Raw genomic sequence first — 12,997 nt, 5'->3', positions numbered from 1 at the left:
AGCGGGAACCTATCCGTTCACCGGGATTGTGACGATCGCCCCTGGATTCTTGCTGGTTTTCGACAGCTCCAGCAAAATCTGAAGCATGGTAAACGCTAATTTGCTGTCGAAATCATCATCGGCGATCCAGTAATATTTGTTATTGTAGGTCGTCCATACAAATACGTTGTCAGGCCGCTCTTTGCCGACATGAATAATGATGATCGGTTTCGTTTCACGCCCGATCAGCGCTGTCCCCGCAAGTGTGCGTCCGGATCTGATGTCCTCCGCCGGGACCTCAATCTGGTACGCGATCTGCGCCATAACACCCAGCATGGTGCGTGTCAGAAGCCTGACCTGTCCCCGGGCAGCCTTGCCGCCTCCGTAGACCACTTCCACCCGCTCATCCGTCCGGGACATGCCAAAGAAACGGCGCGTTTCATAAACCGTCTCGGACAGGACAGGATCATTTGTGCTGGCAACCGTCAGGAAGACCCGGTCAACCGGCGGTGTTTTTCCCGAAATCTCCGGGCTGTGCTCCAGTTGTATTCCCAGAAGCCCTGTCAGCTGAAGCAGTCGCAGATCATGAATCAGCTCGAAAAACTCCGGTGATCCGCGGCCGACACTCCCACCGATCGCCCCGGCATTGCTGATCAGATTGACCGACTGAACGGACAGCCTGAACAGCACATCGATCGGGAGACCACCCATTGCGAGAGGCAGCAGACTGCCTGGTGGCAACGGGCGTAAAAAGCTCTGCGCATAAGAATCGCCGGTCACCGGCTGGAAGGTAAAAGTGGGGCTCTCCTGAAACTGAATCGCCGCACCCCCAATTGGCCGAACCGGCGAATCCGTGCCCACGCCAACGGAAAGGTTACGCTGCAACTGATAGCCCGAAATCAGCTGCGTCGTATCGAGGAATCCCGGTGTATCCGCATAGCGCAGCCGCACCACATTCAGCAGCGTCTGCTGTTTGCCGGAACTGGTCAGGGCCCGTGAATAATCGCTTTCGTCCTGATCCAGGCGCCGCGGCCCCACCTGGTAACATCCGCTCAGAAAAACAAGAGACAGAATAACAATTTTCTTTGACAAGCTGATCACAGAGACGTCCTGCTGCATAAACACGGCGACCCGCCCTTATAGAGATCGCCGGTTAAGAGAACAGACTTTTTCAGGCCCGAAACAGGCCATGAAACCCTGAAATCAGCTTCTGAAAGGCAGGAAATCCCAGCTTTGGGATGCCCCGGAAAACCCGGATGAACAGTCTGGTCTGCTCAGTTCCCGTCACCAGCCTGTCGGCCCCATTCCCGGATCCCAGTTCCCCCAGGCCGGATTCCAGCCACCGTAAGCGCCGCCCGGAAGACCTCCCCAGCCCCAGGGACCTCCACCCCAGGGGCCCCATGCTCCCCAGTTCCACGACGCATCCTGGTAATCCATTGCCGTCATCTGCTGTTCATCAGCCAGCGCCTGTGCCTGACGATACTGCTGATACTTTGCATAAGCCGCCTGATCGCCCACATAGAGACAGTCACACACTGTCGGATCAGCGTAAACGTAGAATACCTGGTCTCCCTTCACCCGCTGCACGAAGCGATGCGGTGGCAGCCTGTTCAGCATGCCCTGGCGCTCCCGGGTGTTCGCCGGCTTAAAGGCAAAGCCTGCCGCGGCCAGATGATCTTCCTTCTGTGCCACCATTTCGCTCGTGCTTTCACAGGACGGCAGAACCGCCAGCAACCCGAGGATACCCGCCGTAAAAAGTCCCTGCCGATAACCTGCCATCATGTTCCGCCTCTTCAATGTCCGGCAATGTTTTGTCATATATGCATCCCAATTGCACGCATCGGGCGACCGGACGCTCCTTATTCAGACCCCCGGGAAACTACCTCGTCTAACGCATGTTTCATCACCGTGTATCATGCCTGTTCGGTGAGACAGCGTATTCGGGACACTCTCGGGCGCGGGTGGATTGCCCTCAAAGGCGCCCTCGCTCATCATGATAGTGTGCACGGGCCGCGCGAAGCGGCCCGGTCTTTTGGGATTTATCGGAAGAGATATGCCAGTACAGAATTCGCCGACCCGCACCACCCGGACGTCCCGCGCCCTCCTGTGCGCAGCAATCGCGGGTCTCGGTGGCCTCGCTTTCGCCTCACCGCTCTCCGGCTTCATGGTTCCGGCCGCGAAAGCCGACACAGCCAGCCTGATCCAGCCATCCGCGCCGGCAAAAACCATTCCGGACTTCGTCAGCCTCGTCAAACAGGTGAAGCCCGCCGTCGTCTCCATTACGGCGAAGATCCGTGCCGATTCCGTCGATCCCGGTGAGGGACAGGGCGGAGGCCAGCAGATGCCATTCGGCTTTCCCTTTCCCTTCCAGATGATGCCGCAGCAACAGCAGCAGACTGTCGAAGCCCGGGGGTCCGGCTTCATCATTTCCGCTGACGGTTATGTCGTCACCAACAACCATGTGGTCAAAGGCGCAACCAAAGTCACCGCCACGCTCGACGATGGCACCACCCTTTCCGCACGCATTGTCGGCCGCGATCCCAAAACCGACATCGCTCTGCTGAAACTCACCCCGACCGGTAAGCTGCCTTTCGTCCAGCTCGGCGAATCCGATGACGTTCAGCCCGGCGAATGGGTCATCGCTGTTGGCAACCCTTACGGTCTTGGCGGCACCGTCACAGCCGGTATCGTGTCCGCCCTCGGCCGCGATATCGGTGACGGTCCGTACGACAACTTCTTCCAGGTCGACGCTCCTATCAACCGTGGCAACTCCGGTGGCCCGCTGATCACTCAGGACGGCAAGGTAGTCGGCGTCAATACGGCCATCTTCTCGCCTTCCGGTGGCTCCATCGGCATCGGCTTCGCCATCCCCTCGGACATCGTTCAGACCGTTGTCACCCAGCTTCGGACGACCGGACACGTCACGCGCGGCTATCTCGGCGTCCAGGCGCAGATGGTCTCGCCCTCCATAGCCAGCGCTCTCGGCCTGAAACCTTCCATTCCGGGAACCCCGGCCGCCGGCGCTCTCGTTGCCAGCGTGTCTTCTGACAGCCCGGCTGAAAAAGCCGGAATCAAACAGGGTGACGTCATCACGAAGCTGAACGGAAAGCCGATCGACACACCGCACCATCTCGCGGTCAAAGTGGCAGCCCTTGTCCCCGGCACGGATGCGACGTTCACAATTCTCCGCGGCAACGCCCCACGCGACATCACCGTGAAAATTGCCAGCCAGTCCGCAGCCGGCGGCGCGCCAGGAACACCTGCCAGTCTCGGAAGCAATGGTCAGAAGCTCGGTGTTTCTCTCGCTCCGCTCAACGGTGACGCCCGTCAGCAACTTGGTCTCGACCAGTCCGTCAAAGGCGTTGTCGTCAGCGACGTCAAACCCGGCTCTCCCGCCGATCAGGCCGGCATCCGCCCAGGCGACGTCATTCAGGCCGTAGGCGACCAGCAGGTCGACAATCCCAAAGCCACCGTCACAGCTGTCGCCGCTGCTCTGAAATCCCGACAGGCGGTTCTGCTTCGTATTCTCCGCGACGGTCAGTCACTGTTCGTCGCCGTCTCCCTGAACGGCGATAACAGCGACAGCAATGCGGCTCCCGATAACGGCGACGACGACGATAACAATTAAACCCTGTTTCCTCGCTGAAGCAGGCCTCTTCTTCAGAACGCCCCTGTCCGGAAAACCATCCGGACAGGGGCGTTTCTTTTTAAAATCCTTTCCTGTGGTGATTCCGGGCAGATAAGACCGGCCACTTTCAGTGCCGCGATAACAGCGCCGGATCACGCGCCAGCAAGATTGTATAATTTCGTTACGTTACGAAGAGCGAGGGACAGCCAGTCTGATGCCGCCAGTTCCTGACGCACGAACCGTGCTCCGGTAATGGCGCCTTCCCGGGAAAGACACAATTCTAATCACAAAAAACACGTCGCCGATCGTTTTTCAGAAGGAGAACATCATGCTTATCGGCGTTAATCTCGGTGGCCTTGAGGATGGAAGCACTTTTTCGTCCAGGGCTTATTTTGACTACAACGTTCCCGCCGCATCCCTCGGCGAAAGCTGGATCGCTCTCGGATGCCTCGCAGCGCGCATTCCTCACAATCTGTACCGTATGCAGCCCGGCGGTCAGGGCACCGACTTCGATGCAACCTATCTGGGTTATTCCACCGCTCTCGCACAACCTTATCTGGAAGCAAACGGTTTCGTCATTTTCGATCCGCATGGATTTGGCAGCATCCAGACAAGCGGGACCACTGTCGATATTACCACCACCAGCGGCCAGGCACAGTATCTCGATTACATGACCCGGCTGGCCACCGCAGTTAAGAACTGGATGGGCGATGCCGATCCATGGCGTGTCGCCATCGGCCTGATGAACGAACCATACCAGCACGACAACGCTACTTATCAGCCGCTCTGGAACACCGTCATCGCCGCGATGCGGGCGACCGGATACAAAGGCGTTATCACCGTGCCATGGACTGCCTATCAGGCCGCCGCACAGTTCAGCGTCAGCAACCCGGTCCCCGCCGTTGTGGACACTGTCGGCCCCTGCGTCGTTGAAGTACATTGCTATCTTGATCCGGACGGCTCCGGAGCCGGAGATGCCTCCACCAGTACATCGGCCGGCGTGGACCGGTTCTCCGGCCTGCTCGCCTCTGCTCTGCCGGATTGCTACGCCGGCATCATCGTCGGTGAGATCGGCTGTCCTGCAGACGCTGTTTCGGTTGCGGCTCTGACCAATACCTTTACCGCTCTGACGGCCGACTCCCGCGTTCTGGCTACAACGGTCTGGTGCGACGACAAATGGCTGGTCAATAACGGAAATTACGTAACCCCGGATCAGACCGACCCGCGCGTTAAAGCCATGCTGGCCTGTCTTTCCACATAAACTCAGATCTCTGTTGCTGACGGAGCATAGCTGCTCCTTCAGACTGGTCCCGCTCCCGTCGGGTGGCGGGACTTCTCTGCTCCGGTCATCACGAACCCGAAATGTACCGGTCAGACGTATTACAGTCCGACACTGACGGACATAATGGCCGCAAATCCCGGATCGATATAATAGGTGGGCGAACTGCCACTGATCGTTCCGCCAAAAACACCCTGAGCGGTCCGGGCGTTGTCAGAATATCCATACACGCCAATCCGCTGGGTCGAGCCGCTGATGTTGTTCAGTGCGACCTGAATTTTCGGCGCCTTCATAAAACCGATGTCGCGGGCACGATACCCCAGGGTAAGAGAATTTGTGACATAACCGGGCATTTTCTCGTCGTCCATCAGCGTCGAATACTGCGAACTGATATATTTGACGTTCAGATTCCCGAAGAAATGCCCGTCATCATAGGTCAGACCCAGCGCGGCCTGATAATGCGGACTCATCACCTGCGTTTTGCCCGCCGTCCGCAGGTAATCAACCGTTCCGTCAGAGGCAGTCGTCGCCGTGTTGTTGTCCTGCCGCGCCGCAAGATAGGCAAACGTCACATAGGGCGTGAACCGTCCCCAGATCGGAGCCGTCGCAAACTGAACGTCCACACCACGGCTGGTCTGACCGCCGGCATTTTCCGTGCGGCTGACCTGAACACCGTTCTGATAGGTGTTGAGAGTCAGCAGACGGTTGACGATGTTCATATTGTAGAACACCACCGAGGCGATAATCTTTTCACCGTTATAGCGGTATCCGAGTTCTTCCTTGATCGCATATTCCGATTTCGGCATGGACGCGCCGTTGACCAGCTGCCCGGTGCCGATCCCGTAGGCGTCAAGATTGCTGCCCATATAAGGCTGGCGATAATCGCCCTCACCCAGAATGAAAATCTGATTGTTCCGGTCAAAGCTGTACCGAGCGCTCAGCGTCGGCAGCGGAACATTTTCACTGACACCCTGGTGAGCTGTCGCACCCGGCAGATAGTTGTCAGCCGACCGGGTGATCATCACGTCCTTGAAGCCAGCGTTGATGTTCAGCTTGTCATGAAAAAGCTTCAGGCTGTCGCCGACATATAAAGCATTCAGCTGGTACTGAAGAAAATAATTGGCCGAATAATATTTCCGGCCGTTGGGCAGCGTGTACTGATTGGCGCGCTGTGTGATGTCGTAAGGCGCTCCGGTTGCCTGATCGACAATCCCGACCGGATCCTTGTCCGACAGATTATAATTCTCATACCAGTAGCCGACATAAAGATCGTTATGCCGGGTATGCCAATTCAGCTTCAGATTATTGCCACCAATATAGGTCAGGCCATAACTCGCATTGTCGACCAGGACACTGGTGCCGGTGGGCAGACTGCCTGCTCCGGTTCCCTGCGCCAGATTGACGTCCACATTCTGATTGCCGAGATAGGTGCTGCCCTGCTGAACAGTATTGCCACCCATCGACCAGCCATACCCATACCAGAAATATGGCGTATCGGTCAGGGTAAGATTATCATTGAGCACAAATTTCATCGGCATCAGAACCGTACCGCTGTAAAACGGCGCCGCATTGTTCAGCTTGTAATAGCTGGAATCGTTTACGCCGCTATACGTCGCATCCGGGCTGATCCAGCGTGTCTGCCGCCATTGCTGCGCGGTCGGATAGTAATAATACCCCGAATCCGAAAGATTAAAGACCTGCTCGAACGCGATCGAACTTCCATTCGACCATTCCTTCATGATTTTAGCGTCCGAGTGAATCTTCTTCTGGATGCCGGGTCCGTACCAGTTTTCCTCGGACGCATCGGAAACAGAAGCGAACGCACGCACTCCGGAATGACCGATCTCTCCGGTATCACCCCGGAAAAATCCACGGAATGTATTGAAAGATCCGTAGCTGAAATCGACCTGCGCTCCCGCCTTCGCCGTTGGATCGCGCATCTTCATGTAGATCGTGCCGGCCAGCGAACTCGTCACCGGATCGTCCGTGCTGCTGGACCCCGGAGCAATCGCGATCTGCTCCATGTTCTCCGTATCCAGCACCTCCGCCTGATAGTTGCCGGCACCCGACGAGAGAACCGGCGCCCCGTCCATCAGCCAGCCCATATCGTTCGAGGTCAGACCACGAACCTGCAGACCGGAACTGTTGATTCCCGCTGCATCCGTGGGCATCGCATTCACGCTGGGCATCATTGCCAGAAGATTGACGACGTTCTGCGTCGGCGCCTGCTTGGCGATGTAATCCTGCCCGACATACTGAATGTTCCGGGCTTCCTCGACCCGGCGTAGCAGACCGCCGCCTACCGTGACATGCAGACGGCCGGTGCTGACAGACACTTCGTCAGCGGCGCCACGTGCCTCGATTCCTCTGACAGGAGAAGCCGGTTTCGCACCAGCTGTCTTGCCGGTCGCAGTCGCCTGCTGTGCATGAGGTCGCGCGTGAGAGCGGTGTGTCACCGGTGTCGCCGCATGAGCGACCCCCGAAAGAGCTGTGCTCAGCAGAACCGCACGACCGGCAGCCAGTCTCAACTTACGCGACATGTTCGAAATTCCTGTTCTCTGCTGTCTTCATACGGTCAGTAACCGAAACGTAATGCCCATCATTCGGACTTAGCAACGACCGGAATCGGAATTCCGCCACAAAACCCGTCTGAACGGTCAGGTTCTTCATGGCTGTGCTGATTCAGCAACAGTTTGAAAGATGCAGTTTCAGAACGATCTGTATGAACGACTATCGACGCACAGCCCTGTCGGCTCCTGAATCCGGGTAAACGTCCTGATCGATCGACGGAAGAACAAGGCTGCCGGACGGCGCTTATACGCTACACCGGCCGCAACGCCACGGCGGGACACACGCCGCCGCTTCGGATCTGATCGCTCTCATGCCCGGACGAAGGCCATCTGTGACATCCTGATCAGGACCACAGGCACGTCGATCCAGATCACGGGGCCTCCGCACAATCCACCATCGCTTTGTATGATCCACGTAAAAAGGCGCATGATCGCAGGATCATTCTTCATTATACGGCTTCATTGGAGCCGCATCCCGTTGTCAGCCGGAGACCTCATGACCAGCATCACCGGAAAAACAAAGCTCTTCGCCACACTCGGCTATCCCGTAGGCCACGTTCTGACGCCGCAGAAAATGAACGCGCTTTTTGCCGAACGTCACTATGATGGTGTCATGGTCGCTGTCGCAGCCACTCCCGGTCAGGACCTCGCCCGCGTCGTCGCAGCTTTCAGGGCCATGAGAAACTTCGGGGGCGCGGTCGTCACGGTTCCGCACAAAACCGGCATTGTGACGCTCTGCGACCACCTTTCTCCGCGCGCCGCGAACGCCGGTGCTGTCAACGTCATCCGACGCGAAGCCGACGGCAGTATTACCGGAGATCTTCTTGATGGCGTCGGCTTCGTCACAGGCCTGCAAAATGCTGGTGAAACACTGAAAGACCGGCGCGTTCTTCTCGCCGGCGCAGGGGGTGCGGCGCTGGCCATCGCCTTCGCTCTGGCCGAAGCCGGCGTGGCGCATATCACCGTCACAAACCGCTCACAGGACAGGCTGGACGCTCTGATATCCCGACTGAAAAACTCTTTCCCCAGACTATCCGTCTCCGCAAACGACCTTTCGGAAGGTCATGATATCGCAATCAACGCCACGTCCCTGGGTCTGCGCGAAAACGATCCCCTTCCGATCGCTCCTGAGCATCTTCGGCCGCCTATGCTCGTCGCCGAAGTTGTGATGATGCCCGAACAGACCGGCCTCCTGAAAGCCGCCGGATGGGCCGGGTGCCGTACCCATTCCGGTCGTCACATGCTGACAGGCCAGCTCTCAGCGATCTTCGATTTTCTGACAGCGGCATAGCTTACAGCCTCACATATGGCCGCAGTGAGGGACGACGACCCGTCACCTGCCCCAGCGCCACCGCCAGCCACCTTCGGTTCTGCGCGACGCAATCCAGCCGAAGACGACCGTCACGCCAAAGATCGCCAGGCTCTGCTTCAGCCCGGGAACCAGCGCGATGATCACCACGAGCGCAGCGACATAGACCAGCACAGAGACCCAGCCCTGCCATGCCACAGGCCATCCCGCTCCGTAGCCAAACCGCTTTGGTGCAAACCACGGTTTCGATACACTTTCCATCATGGAACCATCCCTCCGCGAAAAGCAGATTGCCAGTTTCCGATAACGGCAGGCTACAAAAATCGTTGTAGCGGCATGTCCGGGACAGATGCCTTCGCGCGCACTCATCTCACCCCGGCAGAGACCATAATTCCTTCATCTTTTTTATGGAGACATAATAGTTCGCAAAAGACTGCTTCTTTAGCGGGTTTTCAGATCAGAACCCTGATGTCAGCCATTTACCATCTGAACAGCGGCACCGTCGCAACCGGTGACAGGCCCGCTCCGTCCGCTTCCTCCTGCGCGAGGACCGGATCGTCGCCGAGTTTTTCCCGGTGTATCCCGCCCAGAACCCACAATCCGGCCACGCCAGCCGCTGCCGCACCGCGAATATCCGTCGCCAGCGCGTCGCCCACGCCGATCACCCGGTCCGGCGGCACCGCCAGCATCTCCAGGACCGGCTGATACACCTCTGCATAAGGCTTGCCGATCCAGTGCACGATACCGCCTTTCTGCTCGTAAACCCGGCCGAGCAGACCGGCGCAGATCAGTCGCACGCCACCACGGATCACCTCCATATCCGGGTTAGCGCACACCATGGGCAGATCACGCACGACACAGGCCGCCAGCGGCTCCAGATACGGCTCCAGCTCCGTCTTGCCCCGCCGCTCATCCGGCCCCGTGTTCAGCACGAAATCCGCATCGTCCGGATGATCGACCAGCTTCAGACCCAAGCCCTCGAACAAGGCTAGGTCATGTTCGCCACCAATGTGCAGAACACGTGATCCGATCTTCTCAAGCCAGGGCCAGTCTTTATAAAGCCCTTTGTCATCACGCGAGGAAAGCAGATTCCAGGTAAACTGTCCTGATGTCATCAGCCCGTCATAAAGAGCAGGATCGACGCCCATTCCGCCAAGCTGCGCCCGCACCACCTCTGCCGGACGCGGCGCGTTGGAGAGCAGCACGATCCGCTTCCCTGCCGCTCGCAGCGCCTTCAGACAGTCCACCGCGCCGGGATACGGAGCGACACCGTCATGCACAGTGCCCCAGAGATCGACAATAAATCCGTCATAGCGATCCGCGAGCGCGGCAACTCCCGACAACACTTCCATCCGACGACCGCTCATGACCGCACTCCTGCTCCGGACCCTTTCAGATCCGCTCCCTTCAGATCCCCCACCGACTCAATGCCCTGCTCCCGCAGGATCGCCAGCACCTCACGCTTCAGGCGCGTCAGCAGAGCCGGGCCGTCATAAGCGAACGCCGTATAGACCTGCACAAGATCAGCCCCGGCCCGGATACGCGCTACTATGTCCGCCCCGGTCTCGATACCGCCACAGCCGACCAGCGCCAGCCGCCCGTCCGCCAGCCTCGCCACCTCGCGCAGCATCTCCAGCGCCTTTTCTTTCAGTGGCCGCCCCGACAGACCGCCGGCTTCGGACGCATACGGACTGCGAAGCCCCGCCGGCCGGGCGAGCGTCGTGTTGCTGATGATCAGCCCCTGCGCGCCACCGGAAACCGCCGCTTCCACGATCGGCCCCAGCTCATCGGATGCCAGATCCGGCGCCAGCTTGATCAGCAAAGGCGGGTGTTCGCTGTGCTGCGCTGCAATCGCCGTCAGCAGATCGGACAGCCGTTCCGCATCCTGCAGCGCCCGCAGACCTGGCGTGTTCGGGGATGACAGATTCAGAACAATATAGTCCACATATGGCTTCACACGCCGGATCAGCTCCGGATAGTCCCGCTCCGGGTCCGCACCGTCCTTGTTGATGCCGATATTCGCGCCCACGGGCACCATCGGATGCCGCGCCCTTCCGCGAAACAGCCGCGCCAGACGCACCGCGAACCTGTCGATTCCCTGATTGTTGAAGCCCATCCGGTTGATGATCGCCCGGTCTTCCGTCAGCCGGAACAGACGCGGCTTCGGGTTGCCGGCCTGCGGGCGCGGCGTAACGGTACCCGCCTCGACAAACCCGAACCCCAGCCGGGCCAGCGGACGCAGCACCCGCGCATCCTTGTCGAATCCGGCGGCGATTCCGATCGGATTGGGAAACCGCATGCCCAGCGTCCGCGTCGCCAGCGCCGGATCGTCCTTCACCGGGACAGGCGGAACCCCGACCCCGAGCATCAGCGCGTCGATCGCCAGCCGGTGCGCCCGTTCCGCGTCCAGCGTGCGCACCAGGGGAAGCAGGGGAGAAATCAGTTTTTCAGACATATCGCTCATGGCGGCGCATGCTGCCCGAACCACCGCCCAAAGAAAAGCCGCCCGCTCCGCCCCCTCGCTACCGCTTCAGAATCAGACTCAGAGAGGAGGCCGGAGGCGCGGGAGACGAGAAATCCAGATTCTGCTCGATCTCCAGCAGATGCCGCGACATCAGCCGCCCGGCCTCCGCCCAGGCCTGTTCGCAGACCGTGCCAAGCAGCAGATCATGATCCGCCTTCAGACAGCACATCGCATTCTGCCGCTCATAGATCGCAATGATCAGAGACGTCCGCAGGCTCAGCTCCGAGACGATACCCGCGATCACGGCATTGCCGAGCGCCAGCGCCAGCTCCAGGTGAAATCGTCCCGACCAGCGAATCATCGCCACGGAGTCATGCGCCGCATGCGCCCGCCGCTCCTCCTCCGTGACCGCCCGCAGAACCGCAATCGCGTCTTCCGTCAGCGGCTGGCACGGCCGTTCCATCACGGCGACCTCGATCATGCGGCGCGCGGCGAGAACGGCCCGCGCCTCGGCCGCGTCCGGCGACGCCACGAAAGCGCCGCGTGACGGCTGAATCACGACAATATGTTCACGGGCCAGCGCCAGCAGAACCCGCCGGATACGGCCGCGCGAGGAGGCGAAAATCTCCGCCAGCTGTTCTTCCGGCAGCCGGCTTCCCGGCCCCAGCCTGCGCTCGAGAATGGCGTCGCGCAGCGCCTGCGCGATCGCACTCTCTTCCTGAATCAGCCCGTCATCCCGCAGCGCCCCCGCCGCCAGCATAACATTCATGCTACCCCCCGTGTGCACAGACGGCACTCGTTTCACCCCGGCATTGGTTTGCATTGTAAACGATGATTGTTAACAATGCACCCGTCATCCGACACAGGTCCAGTCCGTAACACAAGAAAACGGAGCAGACGCACCCGTGAACACGAGGCCAGAAACGGATCCTATGCGGCATCTTCTTATTCTCAACCCGAACACCGATCCAACCCTGACGGCTAAACTTGTCAGTCGTGCGCGCGGTTTTCTGCCGGAACACTGCGCTGTCAGCGGTGTCACGGCCCGCTTCGGCGCCCGGTACATCACCTGCCGCACCTCACTCGTGATTGCGGCATATGCCACACTCGACACATTCGCGCACGCATTCCGCTCAGACCCGCCACTGATCACACCGGACACGACGGTTCTTCTCGCCTGTTTCGGCGATCCGGGCCTGTCCGCCCTGCAGGAAATCACCGGCAGCGCCGTGACCGGCATGGCCCGCGCCTCCCTCCTGGGCTGCCGGGACAGAGGCGGCCGCACCGGCATTGTCACAGGAGGTGCGGCGTGGAAACCGCTGATCGAAGAACTGGTCATCAGGGAAGGCTTCACCGATACCGTCGCCGGCATCCGGACAACGCCCGACAGCGGCGAACACGCCGGGGTGCAGCGAAATGCGACAGTGCAGGCACTTCTCCGTGCTGCCCGCGACCTCATCGATGAGGACCACGCCGACCATATTCTCATTGCCGGCGCGGGCATGGCCGGGTTCAGTACGGAACTGGCTGCTCTGCTTCCCGTTCCGGTGCACTGCTCCTTTGAGGAAAGCCTGTCCTGCCTCATGCGGACACCCCTTCAGCCGGAAAAAACCCGGCAATCCCCGCTTGTCACCACAGGGCTCAGTCCGGATCTGACCGCGCTTCTGCTCAGCCCGGCGTAATACTCACTCAGATTGTTAACATTTCTTGTTGACATAATTCGCTCACAGGTTTCATTCTTGTTTCGTAATATATGGGTGCCGCAACA

11 protein-coding genes are annotated in these 12,997 nt (G+C 59.4%); 4 read left to right on the top strand and 7 right to left on the bottom strand.

What is annotated here, in order from left to right; genetic code table 11:
• Positions 1-9 precede the first annotated feature (9 nt).
• Positions 10-1,017, bottom strand: a complete 1,008-nt coding sequence (locus GOB93_RS01590) for a hypothetical protein (protein ID WP_338422267.1) — start codon at positions 1,015-1,017, stop codon at positions 10-12.
• 246 nt (positions 1,018-1,263) lie between these two features.
• On the bottom strand, positions 1,264-1,761 hold the full coding sequence (locus GOB93_RS01585) for a hypothetical protein (RefSeq protein ID WP_173581780.1): 498 nt from the start codon (positions 1,759-1,761) through the stop codon (positions 1,264-1,266).
• A 271-nt stretch (positions 1,762-2,032) separates the two neighbouring features.
• Here GOB93_RS01585 and GOB93_RS01580 point away from each other — a divergent pair, with 271 nt between their 5' ends.
• Positions 2,033-3,607, top strand: a complete 1,575-nt coding sequence (locus GOB93_RS01580; protein ID WP_173581779.1) for a trypsin-like peptidase domain-containing protein — start codon at positions 2,033-2,035, stop codon at positions 3,605-3,607.
• A 328-nt stretch (positions 3,608-3,935) separates the two neighbouring features.
• Positions 3,936-4,868: a cellulase family glycosylhydrolase gene (locus GOB93_RS01575; protein ID WP_173581778.1), complete on the top strand. Its 933-nt coding sequence runs from the start codon at positions 3,936-3,938 to the stop codon at positions 4,866-4,868.
• A gap of 119 nt (positions 4,869-4,987) precedes the next feature.
• Here the strand turns inward: GOB93_RS01575 and GOB93_RS01570 are convergent, their stop codons facing one another.
• Positions 4,988-7,426 carry a TonB-dependent receptor gene (locus tag GOB93_RS01570; RefSeq protein ID WP_173581777.1) on the bottom strand — a complete coding sequence of 813 codons (2,439 nt, stop codon included), beginning with the start codon at positions 7,424-7,426 and terminating at the stop codon, positions 4,988-4,990.
• Between the two features lie 526 nt (positions 7,427-7,952).
• On the opposite strand from GOB93_RS01570, the gene GOB93_RS01565 reads away from it, so the two are divergent.
• Entirely contained in the window at positions 7,953-8,747 is a 795-nt protein-coding gene (locus GOB93_RS01565; RefSeq protein ID WP_173581776.1) for a shikimate dehydrogenase family protein, read from the top strand.
• 42 nt (positions 8,748-8,789) lie between these two features.
• Here the strand turns inward: GOB93_RS01565 and GOB93_RS01560 are convergent, their stop codons facing one another.
• The 4 genes from GOB93_RS01560 to GOB93_RS01545 all read right to left on the bottom strand — a co-directional run bounded on the left by GOB93_RS01560 (position 8,790) and on the right by GOB93_RS01545 (position 11,998).
• Positions 8,790-9,029 (bottom strand): hypothetical protein, encoded by a 240-nt coding sequence (locus tag GOB93_RS01560; protein ID WP_173581775.1) that lies wholly within the window; start codon positions 9,027-9,029, stop codon positions 8,790-8,792.
• 215 nt (positions 9,030-9,244) lie between these two features.
• On the bottom strand, positions 9,245-10,132 hold the full coding sequence (locus GOB93_RS01555) for a TIGR01459 family HAD-type hydrolase (RefSeq protein WP_242010472.1): 888 nt from the start codon (positions 10,130-10,132) through the stop codon (positions 9,245-9,247).
• Positions 10,129-11,220 carry a quinone-dependent dihydroorotate dehydrogenase gene (locus GOB93_RS01550; protein WP_408742335.1) on the bottom strand — a complete coding sequence of 364 codons (1,092 nt, stop codon included), beginning with the start codon at positions 11,218-11,220 and terminating at the stop codon, positions 10,129-10,131. Before GOB93_RS01550 ends, GOB93_RS01555 begins: the two co-directional genes overlap by 4 nt.
• A gap of 67 nt (positions 11,221-11,287) precedes the next feature.
• A complete protein-coding gene (locus GOB93_RS01545) occupies positions 11,288-11,998 on the bottom strand; it encodes a GntR family transcriptional regulator (protein WP_242010471.1) in 711 nt (236 codons plus the stop codon).
• Between the two features lie 163 nt (positions 11,999-12,161).
• Here GOB93_RS01545 and GOB93_RS01540 point away from each other — a divergent pair, with 163 nt between their 5' ends.
• Positions 12,162-12,911: an aspartate/glutamate racemase family protein gene (locus GOB93_RS01540; protein ID WP_173581773.1), complete on the top strand. Its 750-nt coding sequence runs from the start codon at positions 12,162-12,164 to the stop codon at positions 12,909-12,911.
• Positions 12,912-12,997 lie beyond the last annotated feature (86 nt).

It is taken from the genome of Acetobacter musti (genome assembly GCF_011516835.1).
Lineage (GTDB): Bacteria > Pseudomonadota > Alphaproteobacteria > Acetobacterales > Acetobacteraceae > Acetobacter > Acetobacter musti.
This window is presented reverse-complemented; position numbering and strand designations above follow the sequence as displayed.

Bases quoted from the DNA above. Each gene is read 5' to 3' on its own strand.
- GOB93_RS01585 (WP_173581780.1), bottom strand. From the start codon at position 1,761: ATGATGGCAGGTTATCGGCAGGGACTTTTTACGGCGGGTATCCTCGGG.
- GOB93_RS01580 (WP_173581779.1), top strand. From the start codon at position 2,033: ATGCCAGTACAGAATTCGCCGACCCGCACCACCCGGACGTCCCGCGCC.
- GOB93_RS01575 (WP_173581778.1), top strand. From the start codon at position 3,936: ATGCTTATCGGCGTTAATCTCGGTGGCCTTGAGGATGGAAGCACTTTT.
- GOB93_RS01570 (WP_173581777.1), bottom strand. From the start codon at position 7,426: ATGTCGCGTAAGTTGAGACTGGCTGCCGGTCGTGCGGTTCTGCTGAGC.
- GOB93_RS01565 (WP_173581776.1), top strand. From the start codon at position 7,953: ATGACCAGCATCACCGGAAAAACAAAGCTCTTCGCCACACTCGGCTAT.
- GOB93_RS01560 (WP_173581775.1), bottom strand. From the start codon at position 9,029: ATGATGGAAAGTGTATCGAAACCGTGGTTTGCACCAAAGCGGTTTGGC.
- GOB93_RS01555 (WP_242010472.1), bottom strand. From the start codon at position 10,132: ATGAGCGGTCGTCGGATGGAAGTGTTGTCGGGAGTTGCCGCGCTCGCG.
- GOB93_RS01550 (WP_408742335.1), bottom strand. From the start codon at position 11,220: ATGTCTGAAAAACTGATTTCTCCCCTGCTTCCCCTGGTGCGCACGCTG.
- GOB93_RS01545 (WP_242010471.1), bottom strand. From the start codon at position 11,998: ATGAATGTTATGCTGGCGGCGGGGGCGCTGCGGGATGACGGGCTGATT.
- GOB93_RS01540 (WP_173581773.1), top strand. From the start codon at position 12,162: ATGCGGCATCTTCTTATTCTCAACCCGAACACCGATCCAACCCTGACG.